Raw genomic sequence first — 19,630 nt, forward strand, 5'->3', positions numbered from 1 at the left:
GCCTAGTAGGATGTGCTCACGAGTTTGAGGCATTGGACCATCTGTTGCAGCAACAACTAGGATACCACCGTCCATCTGTGCAGCACCTGTGATCATGTTTTTAACATAATCCGCGTGTCCTGGACAGTCTACGTGTGCGTAGTGACGTGCTGGAGTATCGTATTCTACGTGTGAAGTAGAGATAGTGATACCGCGCTCGCGCTCTTCTGGAGCGTTATCGATAGATGCGAAGTCTTTAGCAACACCACCGTACACTTTAGCAAGAGTAGTACAGATAGCAGCAGTTAGAGTTGTTTTACCGTGGTCAACGTGGCCGATAGTACCAACGTTTACGTGCGGTTTTACACGTTCAAATTTTTCTTTAGACACGTTCGTGTTCCTTCCTAGTTATGATTCGCCGTGAACATTATTGATCACCGACGCGCCAGAATTTGCTATTTTATGCGCCAACGTTCGTCAGCGCAATATTTGGACGTATTGTTCTTGAAAAAAGTCTCTGACTTATTTCAAACAATCTGTCCAGACTAGTAACCACGCTCTGCGATAATTGCATCTGCAAACGTCTTAGGCACTTCTGCGTACTCATGAAACTCCATTGAGTATGAGGCGCGACCTTGAGTTGCAGAACGTAGATCGGTTGCATAACCAAACATTTGAGATAGCGGTACTTGTGCACGAATGATCTTTAGACCAGCGTTGCCTTCATCCATACCTTCGATCATGCCTCGACGACGGTTAATATCGCCTACAACATCACCCATCCAATCTTCAGGAGTGGTTACTTCAACTTTCATCATAGGCTCAAGAATAACTGGGTTCGCTTCAAGCGATCCTTTCCTGAATGCCATTGAACCAGCGATTTTAAACGCTACTTCGCTTGAATCAACATCATGGTAAGAACCATCAAACAGAGTAGCCTTAATATCCAACACAGGATAACCAGCAAGTACACCACTGTTTAATTGCTCTTCGATACCTTTACCTACTGAGCCAATAAACTCTTTAGGTACAGCACCGCCCACAATTTCATCAACAAAAACAAAACCTTCACCAAGTTCAGAAGGCTCAAGCTTGATCCATACGTGACCGTATTGACCGCGACCGCCAGACTGGCGAACGAACTTGCCTTCCACTTCAGTTGTACCACGGATGGTTTCACGGTAAGCAACTTGAGGTTTACCAACGTTGCAATCAACGCTGAATTCACGCTTCATACGATCTACGATGATATCAAGGTGAAGCTCACCCATACCAGAAATCAGAGTCTGGCCTGTTTCGTTGTCCGTTTCAACGCGGAAAGATGGATCTTCTGCAGCTAGTTTACCTAGTGCAATAGCCATTTTATCTTGGTCTGCTTGCGAACGAGGCTCGACTACAATCTGAATAACCGGTTCTGGGAATTCCATGCGCTCTAGAACCACTTTATGGCTCTGGTCACACAGCGTTTCACCTGTGGTTACATCTTTCAGACCAATTGCAGCGGCAATATCACCCGCGCGAATCTCTTTTACTTCTTCACGTTTATTAGCATGCATCTGTACGATGCGACCAAAGCGCTCACGCTTTTCTTTTACTGAGTTGTAAACAGTATCACCTGTATTTACTACTCCAGAATAAACGCGCATGAAAGTTAGCGTACCCACAAATGGGTCCGTCGCGATCTTAAATGCTAATGCAGAAAACGGTTCATTATCGTCAGCGTGACGCTCAACGTCTTTACCATTGTCATCGACGCCTTTGATAGCAGGAACGTCAACCGGCGATGGTAAGTATTCGACAACAGCGTCTAGCACTGCTTGCACACCTTTGTTTTTGAACGCACTACCACAAGTGGCCAATACGATTTCATTATTAAGTGTACGAGTACGTAGAGCTTGTTTGATCTCTACTTCTGTTAATTCACCATCTTCAAGATACTTGTCCATCAGCTCTTCACTAGCTTCAGCTGCTGCTTCAACTAGATTCATACGCCACTCTTCAGCAAGTTCTTGCATATCAGCTGGTATTTCATCGTAATTAAACGACATGCCTTGATCGGCTTCATTCCAGTTGATCATTTTCATCTTGATAAGGTCAATAACACCTCTAAAGTTCTCTTCAGCACCAACGTTTAGTTGGATAGGAACTGGGTTTGCACCAAGACGATTTTTAATTTGGTCTACTACACGTAGGAAGTCTGCACCGGTGCGGTCCATTTTATTGACAAATACCATACGAGGAACGTGGTACTTATCGGCTTGACGCCACACTGTTTCAGACTGAGGTTCAACACCAGATGAGCCACAAAATACAACTACCGCGCCATCAAGTACGCGAAGAGAACGTTCTACTTCGATAGTAAAATCTACGTGCCCTGGGGTATCAATGATATTTACGCGATGATCTTGGAATTGCGCTTCCATACCACGCCAGAAAGTCGTAGTAGCAGCAGATGTGATAGTAATACCACGCTCTTGCTCCTGCTCCATCCAATCCATAGTTGCAGCACCATCATGAACTTCGCCGATTTTGTGAGAAAGGCCAGTATAGAACAGAATACGTTCAGTTGTGGTTGTTTTGCCTGCATCTACGTGCGCACAGATACCGATATTACGGTAGCGCTCAATAGGAGTTTTACGGGCCACGGTTGAATCCTCTTAAACTTAGGGACTATTGCTATGACCAAGGAAGAAGCATAAAACTTCAGACCCTAGATATAGCAATAGTTCCTAGCATACGCATAGGAACTAAAGAAGTGCCGCGAGGAATCTCGCAGCACTGAAAGGTATTACCAACGGTAATGAGCGAATGCTTTGTTAGCATCAGCCATGCGGTGAACGTCTTCACGTTTCTTAACCGCAGTACCTTTGTTTTCTGACGCGTCTAGCATTTCAGCAGCTAGGCGTGCAGCCATAGATTTTTCACCACGCTTACGCGCAGCTTCAACAACCCAACGCATAGCAAGTGCGTTACGGCGAACCGGACGTACTTCTACTGGCACTTGGTAAGTTGAACCACCCACACGGCGAGATTTAACTTCTACCGTTGGACGAATGTTTTCAAGAGCTTCTTCAAATACAGCTAAGTGATCTTTACCAGATTTCTCAGCCATAGTGTCTAGTGCAGTGTAAACAATTTTCTCTGCAGTAGATTTTTTACCGTCAACCATAAGAATGTTAACGAATTTTGCCAGCAATTCAGATTTGAATTTAGGATCTGGAAGGATCTTACGCTGACCAATAACGCGACGACGTGGCATGGATATTCTCCGTTGTCTTTTTCAGGTTATCCAAAACTTTTCAGTTTCTTCAAAAATTAAATATTTTAGTGTTTGGCCTTACTTAACGGATTCCATTAAGACTTAGGACGTTTCACACCGTACTTAGAACGACCTTGTTTACGGTCATTTACGCCAGCACAGTCAAGTGCGCCGCGAACAGTGTGGTAACGTACACCCGGAAGGTCTTTTACACGACCGCCACGGATTAGTACAACACTGTGCTCTTGAAGGTTGTGACCTTCACCGCCAATGTACGATGTAACTTCGAAGCCGTTTGTCAGACGTACACGACAAACTTTACGAAGTGCTGAGTTAGGTTTTTTAGGTGTAGTAGTGTAAACACGAGTACATACACCACGTTTTTGTGGGCACGCTTCTAGTGCAGGCACGTTGCTTTTAACAACTTGCTTAGCACGAGGCTTGCGAACCAACTGGTTAATAGTTGCCATTAACTAGCTCCTGAATTACTTGAAAATAAGCTTTGTGAAAAATCTAGCCCTAAACACCATAGGTAATATAGGGACGCAAAATTCTATTCAGCAGTGAGAGGTGTGTCAAGAAATATACAGTTTTTTTTTAACCTTCGAGATAGCGATAACACTTATCCCTAGTATTAATAGGCCTTTGAGCCTAATTCCAGGTCAAAGAACTAATTTGCTTCGCCGTAAGATCAACAAAGCCTGCGTAATCTATCTGATGGCAAGAAGGACTAACGCGGTTTTGAATGCCACGAGCTTGTACATCTGCAACCAAGACAAATACCTCTAACGCCTTGAGTATAGGAAAAATTGGATGTTGTGCATTGCTGGCATACACAGCATCTTCAATCAATAGCACTTGATCACCATCGCTATAGAGCGTGACTAATTCATTGAGTGCAGTGAGGGATTTTACGATATGTAGCATAAGTCACTCTCAAAAAGACAACAGCTTACCTGCTTGATGTAATTTCTCTTGTATCGTTTGATCACTCAAACGTTCAACATCGATCACCAAATCAGCTTGCGCTAAACCTCTTTGTTCAAGCGATGAGGCGCAAACGTACACCTGTTCAATATCGTAGAGATCAAATAGCTTCAACATCGGTGCATAATCTTTACTCAATATTTCGCTGGGCTGTTGACCTTGCAGTAGCTGATAAACGCCATCGCCGATAAAAATCACACTTATATCTTCGCAATAAGCAGAGGCGGCTAATAAAGCATCTACTCCCTCACGACCAGAAGATGTTGCGTGTGGAGAACTGCGAAATAGATAGGTTAATCGACTCAAAATTGCACCACTCTATCTTGAATTAGCATCGCTTCAGCTAAACTGCCAAGACCAGCTTGATGAAATCCTTCGGCTAGATTGCACTGTGTAAGCCCGTGCTGCGTTGCCTCTTCTTGGCTGACAATACCTCGACGCAATGCCGCGGCGACACAAGTCTCCAGACGAACATCATGTTGCAAAGCCAGTGTTTGCCAAGCCTTCGTTAAATCAAATTCATCGTTAGCTGGCGCACTTAAACTAGTGCCATTTGTTACACCATCTTGATAGAAAAACACACTCACTAGAGTGTGTCCTTTTTCGATCAACCTACTGGCAAACAGATAGGCACTTCGAGCAGATTGGCTGCCATAAACAGAACCATTGACCACCAGAGTATAAGTTAAACTCAATTCTCGTCGTCCTCAATCTTACGCTGACGAATATAAAGATAGACAGTGTGCTTTGAAATATTCAATCGATCTGCCACTCGGTTGATCGCATCTTTAATATCAAAAATACCTTTGTCATAGAGTTCCATAACAATCTGACGATTCTTGGTATTATTCGATACTGATTTGTCGGCATTGATTTCTTCAATCGTACGTTCAACCGTTTGATCCACCAGCTCTTCCACATCGCTGGCGAAGTTAACTGATGAAGCCGCATCTTTTGCTTCTTGAGTTGGCATAAAAGATTGTAATACTTGTGAGAACGGCGCATCTAAGTTGATATTGACACATAACAGGCCAATCACTCGGTTATCACCATTGCGAATTGCAACAGTGATTGACTTCATCAACACGCCACCTTTAGCTCGAGTGAAATAAGAGCGAGAGAAATTACGCTCAGAACCTTCAATATCTTTAAGCATTTTCAATGCTAAATCAGTGATAGGAGAGCCAACTTGGCGACCTGTATTTTCACCATTGGCAATTTTTATCGCCGACGTATTAAGATCTTCCAATGAATGTAGAACAATTTCGCAGAAGGGACCAATTAAGCTAGCCATGCCATCTACTACTGCTTCATAAGATTTAAGTATGATTTGGTCGTGCTCACTGAATGGCATCACTTTGACGGATTCCATTTCGAGCAACATATCCATATATAAGGTTTCTGTCATCGTCACAATCTTTAGCCTTCGAGCGATTAATCAACAAATTGATGTAAGTTTATCAGAAATTTTGAAGAGAACACTAAGCTATAAGACTAACTAGTGATTTAGAACAAATAATTCGTGGGCATTGATCATGTAATTAAAATGCAATTACTTGCTTAACATACAGTTTATGCATTGAAGCTCTTTCATCGAAAAAGAAAAGGCTCGATAAATCGAGCCTTTATAAATCAGGATGTTAGCTTATTCAGCTGCTTGCTCGCCATTATCAATAGCAATTAACTCAACGTCAAAGACTAGTGTTGAATTGGCAGGAATGCTTGGCGTGTCTTGCTCACCGTATGCAAGTTCTGGCGGGATAACAAACTGGAACTTAGAACCCACAGTCATAAGTTGTACGCCTTCCGTCCAACCAGGAATCACTCGATTTAGAGGGAAAGTGGCTGTTTGTTGACGATCATAAGAGCTGTCAAACTGAGTACCATCAGTCAAAGTACCTTTATAATGCACTTCTACAGTATCGGTTTCTTTCGGTTTCTCACCATCTGCTGGCGTCAACACTTTGTACATCAGACCAGAATCAGTAGTTGTTACGCCTTCTTGCTTAGCAAACTCGGCACGAAATTCTTCGCCTAATTTCTTGCTCGCCGCTGATTTTTCTACTGCTTGTTTTTGCATCGTTTCTGCAACACGTTTATCAAGACTTTCTAACGCAGCACGAATCTCTTCTTCATTAAGCGCAGGTTTATCTGCAAATACATCTTCAATGCCTTTTAGCACTAACTCTTTTTTCAAATCAATACCAATTTCACTTGGTTTTTCAATGCTTTGAGAAAGATAACCGGCAAATGAAGCACCAATCGCGTATGCCGCTTTATCATCTTCCGTTTTAAAGTGAACTGCTTTTTGAACTTGCTCAGTTGCAGGCGCCACTTCTTTCTTTGGCTCTTCTTCTTTTTGGCAGCCAACCGCTAACATAACTGTAGCTGCAAGCAGTGACACTTTAAATATTGATTTCATTGAACTCTCCAATTGACGGCATTTGCCGTTGTGCACAAATTTCGAATAAAAACTGGTGTGCATCTACGTGATGTACCAATATACCTAATATGCCTTCAAATTAATGAAAACCAAGTGGATATTTGGAACTTAATGCGAATATTTTTTAACACTTTCATCATAGCTTTTGTCATCATAGCGTTAAATGGCTGCTTTTTCTCGGATTCCAATGATCAACGTTGGGATCTAGAGCTCAAAGGAACCAGTGGTCTCGCACTCAGTCGCGACGCTCGTTTTGCGTTACTGTATTCCAAAGAACACCAACTTGTATTGTGGGATCTCTATGAGTCCCAGAAACTTGCCGATCTTGGTCCACAAGATCAACAGACCAGTACTGTTTCTCACATTCGTATTTCCGATAACGGTCGCTACGCCATTACGGCCAGTCAAGTCAACTTTGCCGTTTGGGATCTGGCTTGGACTCAATCTGAAGGGCTATGGTCTATCTCTGATGGCACCATCCGCGATGTTGATATAACTAACAATGGTGAACAGGTACTACTTGGGCTATCGAATGGTAAAGCCATTCATGTCAATTTAGTCACCGGTCGTAGATTAGAGTTCCTTGCTCATCGAGAAAAAGTTAATTCCGTGGCTCTTTCACCAAATGGTCGTTTTGCTCTAACAGGAGGCAATGACTATAACGCATACCTGTGGGATACCAATACGGGGCAAGCGTTACACGCCTTCGAGCACGAACAGCGTGTTGTGCGTGTCGCTCTGCATCGCGATGGTAAGTATGGTTTTACTTCTGACGGGGGCAATCAAGCTATAGTATGGGATTTAATAGATGGAAAGCCGATTTCTCAGCTAAGTAGTTTTTCGCGTCAGTTAATTTTTTCGACAGCTCGCTTCTCAGATGACGGTCTAAAACTGATTACCGGAACCCCTTCCAGCCAAGTAATGGTATGGGATACGCAAACAGGTGAACGCATAGAGGGATTTGAAGCTGAGCCTTTAAAAGATGCTCGTCCTCCACGGGCAGTAGTGTATGATGCAGCCTTCGACAATCAGAACCGAGTCGTAACTGGCACATCGGCTGGCATCGCTCAAGCTTGGAAAATAGATTAATACCATGACAGAAAAGCAGATCATCGAACTAGAAAACCGTATTAATGACCTTGAGTGTCAAATCGCTTTTCAAGAACAGACTATTGATTCACTGAACGATGCGCTAAGTCAGCAGCAGCTATTGATTACTAAAATGCAAGATCAGATGAAATATATGGTTGGTAAAGTGAAGAATATGGATTCATCAAATTTAGCTGACCCAACCGAAGAAACACCGCCACCGCATTACTAAACAATTCGAAGTTTAATGTTAAGCAAAACAGTAGGCAATCACGACTCCAGCAACCACTAGACAACCACCGATTCGTCTCAATTGCGTATCAGGCTGCTGACTCAGTTCCGCCACCATATTACGCCAGCCATTCGGTGCTAATAAAGGTCCTAATCCTTCAACAATCAACACTAAGCCTATCGCCAACCAAATTGAATTCGACATTGTTATATTCCACTCTCTATTGTCAAAAAAAAGGCTCCTATAAAAGGAGCCTTTACTATTTTATATAACCGCTTACTTTGCAGGTAAACCTTTAGCGTTGTTCATGTATTGGAAGAACTCGCTGTTTGGATCCAGCACTAGCATATCGCTCTTACTGCTGAATGATTTCTCATACGCACGAAGTGAACGCAAGAAACTGAAGAATTCAGGATCTTTGCTATAAGCATCAGAGTAAATTTTTGCAGACTTAGCATCGGCCGTACCACGAGTCACTCGAGCCGTTCTATCCGCAACAGCAAGTGTTGTTGCTACTTCAAGCTCTGCTTGAGCGCGGATAACTTCCGCCTTCTCGCGACCTTGTGAACGGTGTTTACGCGCTACTGATTCACGCTCCGCACGCATACGCTTATAGATTGAATCGCTGATGTTGTCTGGTAAGTTGATTTTCTTCATTCGGAAATCAACAATCTCAACACCTAGGTCACCCGCCGCACTAGCACTCGTACCAGTGAGAACGTTTGCCATGATGATGTCACGTTCACCATCAATCTCTAACGCTTCTTTCGCAGCTTCTGTCGTTACTTCCTCACTGTTAATATCAGTTGGCAACACATCCTTATTACGAGGACCAGAAACAATCTGCTTGATTTCGCGTGAACCGATCTCAGAACGAAGCACATCTGTCACTTTACGCTCTAACAGTGTCTCTGCCGTTAGCGTATTACCGCCGCCCGTTGCCAGGTAAAACTGACCGAAATCTTCGATACGCCATTTAACATACGTATCAATGATCACGTCTTTTTTCTCAGACGTTACGAAACGGTCAGAACGACCATCCATAGTTTGAATACGAGCGTCTAATGTTTTGACGCTATCAAACATTGGCATTTTGAAATGCAGACCAGGCTCATAAATACGAGCAATCTCATTGTTATCTTTTAGTACTCGACCAAAACGAATCACGATGCCACGTTCACCCTCAGGGATCACAAATAGTGACATCAACATTAGAGCCAAAGTGACTACTAATACTGGGATCATTAACTTACGCATTATTAGTATCTCCCTTGACGCGAATCAGATGAACGAGATGAAGTACCTGATGATGTTTCAGTACCTTTAGTCGATTCAAGCTCAATTTTATCGTAAGTAGAAGAAGACTTCGTATTACGTTTCGTTTGAGTATTACCACCGTCACCAGCCAATTTATCAATTGGTAGATAAAGAAGATTGCCGCTTGATTCTGAATCAATCAATACTTTAGAAGTACTTGAGTACACTTGCTCCATTGTATCTAGGTACAGACGGTCACGAGTAACCTTCGGTGCTGCTTGATACTCAGGTAATAGCTTTTCAAACTGTGCCACTTGACCCAACGCTTCATTGACGATGCGCTCAGAGTAACCCAGAGCTTCTTTCTTCAAACGCTCAGCTCGACCTGTTGCTTTAGGTAGAATGTCATTACGGTAAGCTTCTGCTTCACGTTCAAAACGTTCTTCATCCTCACGAGCTGCGATAGCGTCATCGAACGAATCTTTTACTTGCTCAGGTGGGCGTGCTGATTGGAAGTTGACATCTACGATCACTAAACCCATATCGTAGTTATCAATAATGCTGTTTAATGTTTCTTGAGTACTTTGACGAATTTGCTGACGACCACTAGTTAGAATGCTATCCATCAGCGAGTCACCAATAACCGCACGTAGAGCAGAATCCGTTGCTTGACGCAAACTATCATCCGCATTTGTTACACGGTATAAGTACTTATATGGATCGGCGACACGATACTGAACATCCATACCAACGGTCACAACGTTTTCATCTTTCGTTAGCATTGTGCCGGATGCACGTAGCGAGCGAATAGCCTGCACGTTAACGGCAGTCACTTCGTCGATAAAACGAGGACGCCAGTTAAGACCAGGATCGACCACACGGTCGTATTTACCTAGTCGCAGAACCACACCACGTTCAGCTTCGCCTATAGTGTAGAAGCCAGCAAAGAACCAGATCGCTACCGCAATCGCAGCAATGACACCTAAACCTAGTGCACCACCGCCACCACCGATAGACGGGCCTTTACCACCCTTTCCACCAAATTTGCCACCCAGTTTTTGACTTAGTTTATTGAAGACTTCGTCTAAGTCTGGCGGTCCTTGATCACGGCCACCTTTATTACCGCGATTATTATTACCCCAAGGGTCATTATCGCGGCCATTGTTGCCGTTGTTATTACCAGGCTCATTCCACGCCATTAGAAAGCTCCATCATTTGATATGACGTTATACTGTAGCAGTCATTTAAGTAACTATAAAGTCACGTAAAACTGCCCCTTCTCTTTTTTCAAGTCTAGACCAATCCACTTGTTGCATTCGAATATTGATCAACAAATTACCGTCTTGGTCATACTCTTCTTGCTGAATACACTTCATCTGGAAGAATGTACTACGTAATCGACCTTGATGCTGTGGAGTAACACACAATTGGTATTGCACCATTTGTCTGGCTAAACGCTCAGTCAAAGCATCAAATAGTAGATCAATTCCGATGCCTTCCATTGCTGACACCCAAACTGTCCGAGGAAGACCTTCCTCATCGCGCTCAATACGAGGCTGTTGATCCTCCATGCAGTCAATCTTATTCATGACAACGAGTGAAGGCACCTCATGGGCGTCAATCTCTTCTAGTACGGCATGCACAGCTTGCATATTCTCACGAAAACGATCATCACTGGCATCGACAACATGTAACAAAATGTCAGCTTCTTGTGTTTCTTGCAGTGTTGCCTTAAAGGCGGCCACTAGATCGTGAGGTAAATGTCGAATAAAACCAACTGTGTCAGCCAGTATCGCGGCACCAACATCATTTAGTTCAATCTTACGTAATGTCGGGTCTAATGTAGCAAATAATTGATCAGCCGCGTATACACCAGCTTCAGTAATTCTGTTAAACAGGGTCGATTTCCCTGCGTTAGTGTAACCAACCAAAGAGATGGTTGGAATTTCTGCTCGACTTCTTGCTCGGCGACCTTGTTCTCGTTGCTTAGCTACTTTGTCCAATCGGCGCAAAATAGCCTTAATACGTTCACGCAAAAGACGTCGGTCAGTCTCTAACTGAGTTTCACCTGGACCACGTAAACCTATACCACCTTTTTGTCTTTCAAGGTGCGTCCAACCACGAATTAATCGTGTTGAGATATGTCGAAGCTGAGCAAGCTCAACTTGCAATTTACCTTCGTGAGTACGAGCTCGTTGTGCAAAAATATCAAGAATCAAACCAGTACGGTCTATGACTCGACATTGACAAAGCGCTTCAAGGTTACGTTCTTGGGCAGGAGAAAGGGCGTGATTGAAAATCACAATATCCGCTTCAGTTGATTGCACTATTTGTGCAATTTCCTGAGCTTTACCCTCACCGACATAATATCTAGGGAGTGGCGACTGACGGCTGCCTGTTACGACTTGTAACGAGGATACGCCCGCTGAAGACACCAACATCTCAAATTCGTTGAGATCTTCCCACTCCCCTTCTTGCGTGAAGTTGATATGAACAAGTACGGCTCGCTCACCGGATTCATAACGGTCAAACAAGCATCAACTCCTCAATGTAATACTTACTTATATTCAGAGATTAATCTTCCGATTTCTCTGATGGACGGTCGCCATTCTGTGGACGTTCACCACTGTGATGGCTTACTGGACGAGCCGGCACAACTGTTGAAATTGCGTGCTTGTACACCATTTGGTTAACCGTATTCTTAAGTAGGATCACGAATTGGTCAAAAGATTCGATCTGACCTTGAAGCTTAATTCCGTTCACAAGGTAGATAGACACTGGGATACGCTCTCGACGGAGAGCGTTCAAGAATGGGTCTTGTAGCGATTGCCCCTTAGCCATTTTTATTTTCCTTATTTTGTAATTTTGTTTTAGTTATTTAGCTAGCGGTTTGTTGCAACAGAGTTTTGTTACATCTGAGCTAAACGAATAAAAAACCCTGAATTACTGTTATGGCGGTAAATACCACAAAATTCAAGTAACAGATCCTTTGCAGGGTACATTCACGCAAAAGCGATCACATTATACACAGCTTGAACCATCAGACACCACGGCATTTGAAACAGTTTCTAGTGCTTGTTCAATGTTTTCGCTATCTAACCAAGTTAAATTATCCCAGCTGCGCAACCAGGTAATTTGTCGCTTGGCCAATTGGCGGGTTGCACAAATTCCGCGGAAAACCGCTTCCTCTTTACTGCAATTCCCATCCAAATAATTCCACATCTGTCGGTATCCTACGCAGCGAATTGATGGTAGATCAAGATGAAGATCATCACGAGCGTATAACGCCCGCATCTCATCTTCAAAACCCGCATCTACCATATTTCCAAAGCGTAACTCGATACGACGGTGGAGCTCAGCCCTATCCTTGGGAGCTATAGCAAACTGTTTAACATTAAACGGCAGGCTTTCGCCTTTGGTTTGCGTTAACTCAGTAAGAGTTTTACCTGAAATTCGATAAACTTCCAACGCCCGTAACAATCTTTGTGGATCATTACGGTGTATACGTTCTGCGGAAACGGGATCAACTTCACGTAACTGATCGTGCAGCACATCCCAACCGAGAGTCAATGCATCATGTTCGATCTGTTTGCGAATTTCAGGGTTTGCAGCTGGAAGTGGTGACAAACCTTCCAACAATGCTTTGTAATACAACATGGTCCCACCCACTAACAGCGGGATTTTTCCTTGTGCCACAATGTCATTCATCTCACGCAGAGCGTCGCGGCAAAAATCGGCAGCCGAATATGATTCGGTAGGATCCAAAATGTCGATCAATTTATGCGGGGCAAGAGCTAACTCGTTTGCATCCGGCTTCGCCGTTCCGATATCCATTCCTTTGTAAATTAAAGCCGAATCTACAGAGATAATTTCGACTGGAAACTTCTGGCGAAGACGAATAGCTAAATCCGTTTTACCTGATGCGGTAGGCCCCATCAAAAATAGGGCTAGTGGTAATTCTTTATTCATAAGTTAAAAGCTGCAATCGTTGCAGAAAAATCAATCGGTCTCACAAACTGTGTATCATGCAAAGGAAGCTGCCCTTGCCAGAGCATCTCGACTTCGGCAATGATTTGAATTGCTTCGGACAAAGTGTAGTCGCTTTTTACTACGGTCACTTGATCCGCTAGCCATTTTGACAACACTATTAATTCGAAGTTCTCACCACTATGACTGTTCGTCTGCTGGGCTAAAGAAGCCGCGTAAGATAACAGATCTGGTATCACCTGTTGTAAGTTTTGTTGCCGTAATGGTTGAGGGACCCCCATCACCATCACAGATTGTGAGTTCCGCGACTTTAGCTCAATGCCCAACAAAGAAAATTGGGCTGAACATTGTTGGATAACCTGAGCTTGTTCTAAATCCAATTTCAGTGACAGTGGCACCAAAAGAGGCTGACTTTTTAGCGGCTCTTTCTCTGCCTGTAGCTGCCCATACACTTTAAGCCATTCTGCCTTAGCAAGTGACACCAAGTACGCGCTATGTTTATCTGCCATCAAAACAAACTGCCCAGAAACCAGGCAAATCGCTTTGCCAAGTGATTCTATTGATTGAGGAGTTGATACTGACGGCTTACTCTGTACCACAGAGGTATCCATCACTGCTACCTCTGGCGTTTTCATCAATTGCTGATATACCGCAACTTCTTGTTTCGATGGTGAAGGCTGAACAAGTCGCTGGTTAGTCTTGCTTTGTGACACATAACGACTTTGCCCCCAATCATTATTCGATGACTGCTCACGAACACCACTGCGACTTTCACTTTTATCTGCAGTTCGACCGGGATAATTTGGAGTTTGTTCTACCGCCTTATATACCTGTGCAGGAACAACTGACGTATCCAAAGCCGGTGTGGCGTAAATTGCGGCGGGTTCTTCGTGTTGAGAAATATCAACCGGGGTATGAAACGCGGATGACTTAATTTCGGGCTGATCAATATGACGACTTTGAGCCAGTGCATCCGACAACGCTTGATAAATAAAATCATGAACTAAACGTGCCTGATGAAAGCGCACTTCATGCTTCGCAGGATGAACGTTCACATCAACTTGATGAGGGTCGATATCGATATAGAGAACATAGGTAGCAAATTGTTCCGGTCGCAGGCTCTTTTCATAACTTTGGCGAATAGCGTGATTGATTAACTTATCGCGCATCATACGTCCGTTCACATAACAGTATTGAAGATCACTTTGCTGCCGCGCGCCGTCCGGTGTCGTTATCCAACCGTGCAGTTTTAAACCTTGATGCTCCAATTCTATTTTAAGCATATGACGCACAAAGCTATTGCCACAAACCGCACCAATGCGCTTTTCTTCCTGAACGTCAGTTTTTGCTGCGCGGTACTGCTTCACTAATTTACCGTTGTGACGCAGGTTGATCGTCACATCAAATCGGCTGAGTGCAATGCGTTTTATCAACTCATCAATATGCGCAAATTCAGTCTTTTCTGTGCGAAGAAACTTTCGGCGCGCTGGGGTATTGAAAAACAAATCCCACACTTCAACAGAAGTGCCAATTGGATGGGCGGCGGGTAGCAGTTTTACCGCCATATCTCGCCCTTCACTTTGCGCAGACCAAGCTTGTTCTTGAGTTGCCGGGCGGGACGTTATCGTCAATCGCGAGACGGAGCTTATACTGGCCAACGCTTCACCGCGAAAGCCCAAGCTCATTATCGCCTCCAAGTCATCTAAAGTGTGGATTTTAGAGGTTGCATGGCGACTAAGCGCCAACCCTAGCTCGTCTTTAACAATCCCTTTGCCGTTATCTCGAACGCGGATCAATTTTGCGCCACCTTTATCAATATCAATATCGATGCGCGTGGCGCCGGAGTCCAGACTGTTTTCCACTAGCTCTTTTACAACAGAAGCTGGTCTTTCAACCACCTCCCCTGCTGCAATTTGGTTAGCCAGTCGAGCGGGTAGAATTTTGATCGCCATATCGATTTCGCCAACTAGTTATGAGGAATGATAAGAGTCTGACCAACGGAGAGTTGATCCGATTTCAAGTTATTAGCTCGACGTAAACTGTCTACGCTGATGCCATACTTCCTAGCAATCTTACCCAAAAACTCACCGCGTGATACTTTGTGTTTTCGCAGTGGTTGGTCTTTTAGGCTTACTGTGATTTTAAGTTTTTGACCCAGCTTCAGCGTATCTGAGCGCAGTTTATTTTCACGCTTGATATCAGCAACGGACACTTTGTACTTCGCTGAAATTTTGCCTAGGTATTCACCTTTCTGAACCCGATGAGTCACCACTTTAGTTTCTACCGGATTACTCGCTTTCGGAACAACGACTGCTGCTTGAGCGCCAGGAATAGTCAACATCTGACCTACAGCTAAGCCAGAATTTTTCAGCTTATTTGCTTGCATGATAGCCTTAGTCGATGACCCATATTTCTTGGCAATCACAGAAAGCGACTCACCGCGCGATACTTTGTGTTTAATGCTCTTACCACGATTTGCGAAAAGCGTTCCCTCTGGTGGGTTTTCTTCAAAGTATTTAACTATTGCTTTGGCTAAAGAGCGCGCCAGTTTGTCTTGGTGACTACGCTGGAAAAGCAGTCTTTCTTCAGTTGGATTAGAAATAAAACCCGTCTCAACCAAAACTGAAGGAATATCTGGTGATTTTAAGACCGCCAAACTTGCATTGACTGGGTCCTTCTTGTGCAGTCTAACGCCTGCTTGACTCATCTCGCGCAGTATTTTGGTCGCCACTTTGTAGCCTTCTTTCTGAGAATGGCTGAACTGCAAATCCAATAACGTCTGACTGACATTCTTATCATTGTTGTTTTTCGCTAGCACTTCCCCCGCGCCACCCAACAATTGAGATTGCTCTTCGTGATTCTCTACCCAGCGTGCAATTTCTGTGTTTGCGCGTCGCGTGTTTAGAACAAAGACTGATCCGCCCCTTGGCTTAGGTGAATGAAAAGCATCAGCGTGAACAGAAACCAACAGATGCGCTTTGTTCTTGCGTGCAATATCTGAGCGTTTGTTCAGGTTAACAAAATAATCACCACGTCGAGTCATTACCGCTTTCATTCCCGGAATTGCATTAATCTGGGCTGCTATTTTCTTAGAAATTGCCAATGTTGCATGTTTTTCATACTTGCGTGTTGGACCAATAGAGCCGGGATCTTCACCACCATGTCCCGCATCAAGAGCAACAACAATGTCAGCGGTACCTAACAACTGTGATGCATCACGACTAACTTGAGTTTTACTCGATGAAGGCGTAGCCACTGCCGCCTTACTGCCACTATGAGAAAAATCCACCACTAGACGATGACCATACTGACCACCCGGTGTTGGTGCCAATTTAAATAGCTTAACTGGCGCTTTCTTGGTTAATTCAAACACCAAACGGTAGGTACCTGAATTTGGCGGTGAGCTCTGACGTACCTTCTTAAGTACAGGGCTCCCTTTCACCGTTAAAGGTAATTTAGTTTTAAGCTGAGTATCTTTCAGATCCACTACCAAGCGCTGGGGACTCGACAACGAAAAGTAGCTAAACTCCGCTTCCGACTTAAGATCGATTACAACTCGAGTCTCATCCGGTGATGGCCATACACGCAAGCTTTCCAATGTATTGGCCCACAACGATGTAGAAACCAGTGACAAAACAAATGCAATGTATAGATAGAAGGCGCGTATAGAGTGAAAATTCAACATAACTCCAACTGGTCTAAAAGACGTATTCCATATTCATTATTAGCCGTGACTTGGGCGATTCTTTGCTCGCCACTGTAACGCATATCAATTTCCAGATCGGCTTGCGGAAGTAAGCCTGTTCCTTTTTCAGGCCACTCCACTAGACAGATCGCATCGGATGTAAAATAGTCACGAATACCCATAAACTCGAGTTCTTCGGGATCAGCTAGCCGATATAAATCAAAGTGGTAAACCTGCCATTGGTCGAGTTGATAAGGTTCAACTAGTGTGTAGGTTGGGCTTTTCACATTTCCTTGATGTCCTAACGCACGCACAAACCCACGACTTAAGGTTGTTTTACCAGCGCCAAGATCACCATGCAGATAGATGGTGGTTTGTTGCGAACATACGCCAGCTAAAGCCGCCCCTAGTAGAATTGTTGCTTGTTCATCGGGTAAGACAAGTTGTTTCGTGCTCATGACTATTTTCTCGAATGTGACTATATAAAAATCAAAAGAACTGGGATAGTAAACTGGGTTGGAATTGAGAGACAAGAGCTCTTATGTAAGTTAAAGGAAAATAATCGCTATCGTATGAATAATCGATAGCTAGATCCTACCCTTAAGATCTTGTAAGATCCCGCCCCCTTTTGTTTGAGTAACGCTAGCATGAACTATCAAGAACTGGCAGATAAAATCAAAATTTGGGCCAAAGAACTTGGCTTCCAAAAAGTTGGCATCTGCGATGTAGACTTGAGAGAACATGAAGCAGAGCTGCAAAAGTGGCTTGATGCAGGCTACCACGGCACAATGGATTGGATGGCACGTCACGGCATGATGCGAGCTCGTCCAAGTGAGTTACTGCCAGGGACAGTGCGTGTGATTAGTGTTCGTATGGACTACTTACCACCAGAGGCCCAATTTGCCAGCAACCTCGACAATCCCAATCATGCCTACATTAGCCGCTATGCTTTAGGTCGTGATTATCATAAGTTAATTCGTAATCAACTTAAAAAGCTAGGTCAATTAATTGTAAAGGAAGTTGAGCAGCTCAACTATCGCCCTTTTGTTGATTCTGCACCAATACTTGAACGCCCGCTTGCTCAAAAGGCCGGATTAGGTTGGTCAGGCAAACATTCTCTAATTCTAGATAAAGAATGCGGTTCATGGTTCTTTCTTGGCGAGTTGCTTATTGACTTACCACTTCCGGTTGATACACCGAGCGAAAACCAATGTGGTACGTGTAAAGCCTGTATCACCTCTTGCCCAACCAATGCGATTGTTGAAGACGGGGTTATTGATGCGCGTAAATGCATCTCATACCTCACGATCGAGTTCGATGGCGTCATCCCAGTTGAATTTCGTAAAGCTATGGGTAATCGAATCTATGGCTGTGACGACTGCCAGCTAGTATGCCCATGGAATCGTTTTTCAAATATAACCAAGCAAACTGACTTTCATCGTCGAACATCATTAGTGGAACCCAATTTAGTCGACTTGTTTTGCTGGGATGAAGATACCTTCTTAAGAAACATGGAAGGTTCAGCAATTCGTCGTATTGGTCACTTACAATGGCTGAGAAACCTTTCTGTAGCGATGGGGAATGCACCGTTCTCTCAGGTCATTATCGATTCACTCGAAAGTCGCAAAGGATTATCGGCTGTACTTGATGAACATATTGAATGGGCTATCGATGAACAACTAACGCAAGCAGAAGAAAAAAACAAAATATTGATAAAGCGTGAACGATTAATACGGATTGTGCAAAAGGGTTTATCTAGAGACGCATAATGCTTGCCAACTATACGAAATGAAAACTTGATTTGGTTCTCAATTTGTCAATGTGGAAAAAAAAATTGTAGCGCGGACAATTTGATAACCAAACGAAAGTTAATCACAACAAGAATAAATGACTAGGATCAATGTATTTTTAGTTAATGATCTATTATTTTTCCACAACAAACTAATACTTTAACGGTAATTCCTTTCAAAACAATAGTTTACATTTATTCGTAATTAAAAATGTGACTAGCATTCAGACAAAGATCTTTTTTGATTACATTATTCAGAACAAAAAATCAGGTTACCCACCAAGTTATCCACAGGTGCGTTTTTGTGGATAAGTCTGTTAGTTATATAGATAAAACCAGTGTACACAAGCGCGCGCACTCTAACGAACTGTTATAGAAAACGAAAAAGTCAAACGCCCGCCTAACAAGTAGGTGGACTCATTTTTTTTTGGGGATTTATGCTTCACAGCATTAGAAAGAGCGGTGGTCGTAAGACCGAATCAAATGAAGTTTCACTTGAAGGGATATTTTGATGAATGTGACTACTTTGGGCACGAATTTCTCGTGTTTAGCCTCATCATTTTTGCATCTTTTATTCTCATAAGAGAATTGGTTGCGGGGGCCGGATTTGAACCGACGACCTTCGGGTTATGAGCCCGACGAGCTACCAAACTGCTCCACCCCGCGTCCGGATGYCATTGTTAAGCACAATGAWGRCTATTTCCACTTAAAGAAAGTGGAGCGACACATCGGGTTCGAACCGATGACCTCAACCTTGGCAAGGTTGCGCTCTACCAACTGAGCTAGTGTCGCATGACCAATCGCAAAAGCAATTGCTCTAAATGTGGTTGCGGGAGCCGGATTTGAACCAACGACCTTCGGGTTATGAGCCCGACGAGCTACCAAACTGCTCCATCCCGCGTCCGGATGTCATTGTTAAGTAC

Annotated in this window: 21 protein-coding genes and 3 tRNA genes; 3 read left to right on the forward strand and 21 right to left on the reverse strand. The window is 43.7% G+C overall.

What is annotated here, in order from left to right; translation table 11 throughout:
- From L4C38_RS20945 to fkpA, 9 genes are all read right to left on the reverse strand, one after another.
- Positions 1–369, reverse strand: a 369-nt coding sequence (locus tag L4C38_RS20945) for a GTP-binding protein (RefSeq protein WP_428799479.1), incomplete at its 3' end; no start/stop codon positions are given.
- 155 nt (positions 370–524) lie between these two features.
- Positions 525–2,624: an elongation factor G gene (gene fusA / locus L4C38_RS20950; protein ID WP_428799480.1), complete on the reverse strand. Its 2,100-nt coding sequence runs from the start codon at positions 2,622–2,624 to the stop codon at positions 525–527.
- A gap of 143 nt (positions 2,625–2,767) precedes the next feature.
- Positions 2,768–3,238 (reverse strand): 30S ribosomal protein S7, encoded by a 471-nt coding sequence (gene rpsG / locus L4C38_RS20955; RefSeq protein WP_428799481.1) that lies wholly within the window; start codon positions 3,236–3,238, stop codon positions 2,768–2,770.
- A gap of 95 nt (positions 3,239–3,333) precedes the next feature.
- Positions 3,334–3,708, reverse strand: a complete 375-nt coding sequence (gene rpsL / locus L4C38_RS20960; protein ID WP_004399892.1) for a 30S ribosomal protein S12 — start codon at positions 3,706–3,708, stop codon at positions 3,334–3,336.
- A gap of 181 nt (positions 3,709–3,889) precedes the next feature.
- The gene (gene tusB, locus L4C38_RS20965) at positions 3,890–4,165 is read right to left on the reverse strand and encodes a sulfurtransferase complex subunit TusB (RefSeq protein ID WP_428799482.1); all 276 of its coding nucleotides are present in this window, start codon (positions 4,163–4,165) and stop codon (positions 3,890–3,892) included.
- A gap of 9 nt (positions 4,166–4,174) precedes the next feature.
- On the reverse strand, positions 4,175–4,531 hold the full coding sequence (tusC, locus tag L4C38_RS20970) for a sulfurtransferase complex subunit TusC (RefSeq protein ID WP_428799483.1): 357 nt from the start codon (positions 4,529–4,531) through the stop codon (positions 4,175–4,177).
- A complete protein-coding gene (gene tusD / locus L4C38_RS20975) occupies positions 4,528–4,920 on the reverse strand; it encodes a sulfurtransferase complex subunit TusD (RefSeq protein ID WP_428799484.1) in 393 nt (130 codons plus the stop codon). Before tusD ends, tusC begins: the two co-directional genes overlap by 4 nt.
- On the reverse strand, positions 4,917–5,639 hold the full coding sequence (locus L4C38_RS20980; RefSeq protein ID WP_428799485.1) for a helix-turn-helix transcriptional regulator: 723 nt from the start codon (positions 5,637–5,639) through the stop codon (positions 4,917–4,919). Before L4C38_RS20980 ends, tusD begins: the two co-directional genes overlap by 4 nt.
- A 231-nt stretch (positions 5,640–5,870) precedes the next feature.
- Positions 5,871–6,647: an FKBP-type peptidyl-prolyl cis-trans isomerase gene (gene fkpA / locus L4C38_RS20985; protein WP_428799486.1), complete on the reverse strand. Its 777-nt coding sequence runs from the start codon at positions 6,645–6,647 to the stop codon at positions 5,871–5,873.
- A gap of 132 nt (positions 6,648–6,779) precedes the next feature.
- Here fkpA and L4C38_RS20990 point away from each other — a divergent pair, with 132 nt between their 5' ends.
- Together L4C38_RS20990 and L4C38_RS20995 are read left to right on the forward strand one after the other, a co-directional pair.
- A complete protein-coding gene (locus tag L4C38_RS20990; protein ID WP_428799487.1) occupies positions 6,780–7,757 on the forward strand; it encodes a WD40 repeat domain-containing protein in 978 nt (325 codons plus the stop codon).
- Between the two features lie 4 nt (positions 7,758–7,761).
- Entirely contained in the window at positions 7,762–7,989 is a 228-nt protein-coding gene (locus L4C38_RS20995) for a SlyX family protein (RefSeq protein WP_428799488.1), read from the forward strand.
- A gap of 18 nt (positions 7,990–8,007) precedes the next feature.
- On the opposite strand, the gene L4C38_RS21000 is transcribed toward L4C38_RS20995, so the two are convergent.
- The 9 genes from L4C38_RS21000 to tsaE all read right to left on the reverse strand — a co-directional run bounded on the left by L4C38_RS21000 (position 8,008) and on the right by tsaE (position 17,376).
- Positions 8,008–8,193 carry a DUF2065 domain-containing protein gene (locus L4C38_RS21000; protein ID WP_428799489.1) on the reverse strand — a complete coding sequence of 62 codons (186 nt, stop codon included), beginning with the start codon at positions 8,191–8,193 and terminating at the stop codon, positions 8,008–8,010.
- Positions 8,194–8,265: 72 nt separating this feature from the next.
- Positions 8,266–9,246, reverse strand: a complete 981-nt coding sequence (hflC, locus tag L4C38_RS21005; RefSeq protein ID WP_428799490.1) for a protease modulator HflC — start codon at positions 9,244–9,246, stop codon at positions 8,266–8,268.
- 2 nt (positions 9,247–9,248) lie between these two features.
- A complete protein-coding gene (gene hflK, locus L4C38_RS21010) occupies positions 9,249–10,445 on the reverse strand; it encodes an FtsH protease activity modulator HflK (RefSeq protein ID WP_428799491.1) in 1,197 nt (398 codons plus the stop codon).
- Between the two features lie 45 nt (positions 10,446–10,490).
- Positions 10,491–11,780, reverse strand: a complete 1,290-nt coding sequence (hflX, locus tag L4C38_RS21015) for a ribosome rescue GTPase HflX (RefSeq protein ID WP_428799492.1) — start codon at positions 11,778–11,780, stop codon at positions 10,491–10,493.
- Between the two features lie 40 nt (positions 11,781–11,820).
- Entirely contained in the window at positions 11,821–12,087 is a 267-nt protein-coding gene (hfq, locus tag L4C38_RS21020; RefSeq protein ID WP_428799493.1) for an RNA chaperone Hfq, read from the reverse strand.
- Positions 12,088–12,267: 180 nt separating this feature from the next.
- Complete coding sequence (gene miaA / locus L4C38_RS21025; protein WP_428799494.1) at positions 12,268–13,215, reverse strand: tRNA (adenosine(37)-N6)-dimethylallyltransferase MiaA; 948 nt, start codon at positions 13,213–13,215, stop codon at positions 12,268–12,270.
- Complete coding sequence (mutL, locus tag L4C38_RS21030; RefSeq protein WP_428799495.1) at positions 13,212–15,185, reverse strand: DNA mismatch repair endonuclease MutL; 1,974 nt, start codon at positions 15,183–15,185, stop codon at positions 13,212–13,214. The genes miaA and mutL overlap by 4 nt, the downstream gene beginning before the upstream one ends.
- 14 nt (positions 15,186–15,199) lie before the next feature.
- The gene (locus L4C38_RS21035) at positions 15,200–16,918 is read right to left on the reverse strand and encodes a LysM peptidoglycan-binding domain-containing protein (protein ID WP_428799496.1); all 1,719 of its coding nucleotides are present in this window, start codon (positions 16,916–16,918) and stop codon (positions 15,200–15,202) included.
- On the reverse strand, positions 16,912–17,376 hold the full coding sequence (tsaE, locus tag L4C38_RS21040) for a tRNA (adenosine(37)-N6)-threonylcarbamoyltransferase complex ATPase subunit type 1 TsaE (RefSeq protein ID WP_428799497.1): 465 nt from the start codon (positions 17,374–17,376) through the stop codon (positions 16,912–16,914). The genes L4C38_RS21035 and tsaE overlap by 7 nt, the downstream gene beginning before the upstream one ends.
- A gap of 189 nt (positions 17,377–17,565) precedes the next feature.
- Between tsaE and queG the strand changes: the two genes are divergently transcribed.
- Entirely contained in the window at positions 17,566–18,687 is a 1,122-nt protein-coding gene (gene queG, locus L4C38_RS21045) for a tRNA epoxyqueuosine(34) reductase QueG (RefSeq protein WP_428799498.1), read from the forward strand.
- Between the two features lie 609 nt (positions 18,688–19,296).
- Here queG and L4C38_RS21050 read toward each other — a convergent pair.
- The 3 genes from L4C38_RS21050 to L4C38_RS21060 all read right to left on the reverse strand — a co-directional run bounded on the left by L4C38_RS21050 (position 19,297) and on the right by L4C38_RS21060 (position 19,608).
- Positions 19,297–19,373 (reverse strand) — tRNA-Met (locus L4C38_RS21050).
- Between the two features lie 50 nt (positions 19,374–19,423).
- Positions 19,424–19,499: transfer RNA gene (locus L4C38_RS21055), tRNA-Gly, on the reverse strand.
- A 32-nt stretch (positions 19,500–19,531) separates the two neighbouring features.
- A tRNA-Met gene (locus L4C38_RS21060) sits at positions 19,532–19,608 on the reverse strand.
- Between the last annotated feature and the right edge of the window lie 22 nt (positions 19,609–19,630).

The organism is Vibrio kasasachensis (assembly GCF_050337565.1).
In the GTDB taxonomy this organism is placed as follows: Bacteria; Pseudomonadota; Gammaproteobacteria; order Enterobacterales; family Vibrionaceae; genus Vibrio; species Vibrio kasasachensis.

What these genes read in the sequence shown, in the direction of transcription:
- tsaE (WP_428799497.1), bottom strand. Translation starts at nt 17,376, where the DNA reads ATGAGCACGAAACAACTTGTCTTACCCGATGAACAAGCAACAATTCTA.
- rpsL (WP_004399892.1), bottom strand. Translation starts at nt 3,708, where the DNA reads ATGGCAACTATTAACCAGTTGGTTCGCAAGCCTCGTGCTAAGCAAGTT.
- tusB (WP_428799482.1), bottom strand. Translation starts at nt 4,165, where the DNA reads ATGCTACATATCGTAAAATCCCTCACTGCACTCAATGAATTAGTCACG.
- fkpA (WP_428799486.1), bottom strand. Translation starts at nt 6,647, where the DNA reads ATGAAATCAATATTTAAAGTGTCACTGCTTGCAGCTACAGTTATGTTA.
- queG (WP_428799498.1), top strand. Translation starts at nt 17,566, where the DNA reads ATGAACTATCAAGAACTGGCAGATAAAATCAAAATTTGGGCCAAAGAA.
- L4C38_RS20990 (WP_428799487.1), top strand. Translation starts at nt 6,780, where the DNA reads ATGCGAATATTTTTTAACACTTTCATCATAGCTTTTGTCATCATAGCG.
- mutL (WP_428799495.1), bottom strand. Translation starts at nt 15,185, where the DNA reads ATGGCGATCAAAATTCTACCCGCTCGACTGGCTAACCAAATTGCAGCA.
- hflC (WP_428799490.1), bottom strand. Translation starts at nt 9,246, where the DNA reads ATGCGTAAGTTAATGATCCCAGTATTAGTAGTCACTTTGGCTCTAATG.
- miaA (WP_428799494.1), bottom strand. Translation starts at nt 13,215, where the DNA reads ATGAATAAAGAATTACCACTAGCCCTATTTTTGATGGGGCCTACCGCA.
- L4C38_RS21035 (WP_428799496.1), bottom strand. Translation starts at nt 16,918, where the DNA reads ATGTTGAATTTTCACTCTATACGCGCCTTCTATCTATACATTGCATTT.
- hflK (WP_428799491.1), bottom strand. Translation starts at nt 10,445, where the DNA reads ATGGCGTGGAATGAGCCTGGTAATAACAACGGCAACAATGGCCGCGAT.
- L4C38_RS20995 (WP_428799488.1), top strand. Translation starts at nt 7,762, where the DNA reads ATGACAGAAAAGCAGATCATCGAACTAGAAAACCGTATTAATGACCTT.
- L4C38_RS21000 (WP_428799489.1), bottom strand. Translation starts at nt 8,193, where the DNA reads ATGTCGAATTCAATTTGGTTGGCGATAGGCTTAGTGTTGATTGTTGAA.
- hfq (WP_428799493.1), bottom strand. Translation starts at nt 12,087, where the DNA reads ATGGCTAAGGGGCAATCGCTACAAGACCCATTCTTGAACGCTCTCCGT.
- rpsG (WP_428799481.1), bottom strand. Translation starts at nt 3,238, where the DNA reads ATGCCACGTCGTCGCGTTATTGGTCAGCGTAAGATCCTTCCAGATCCT.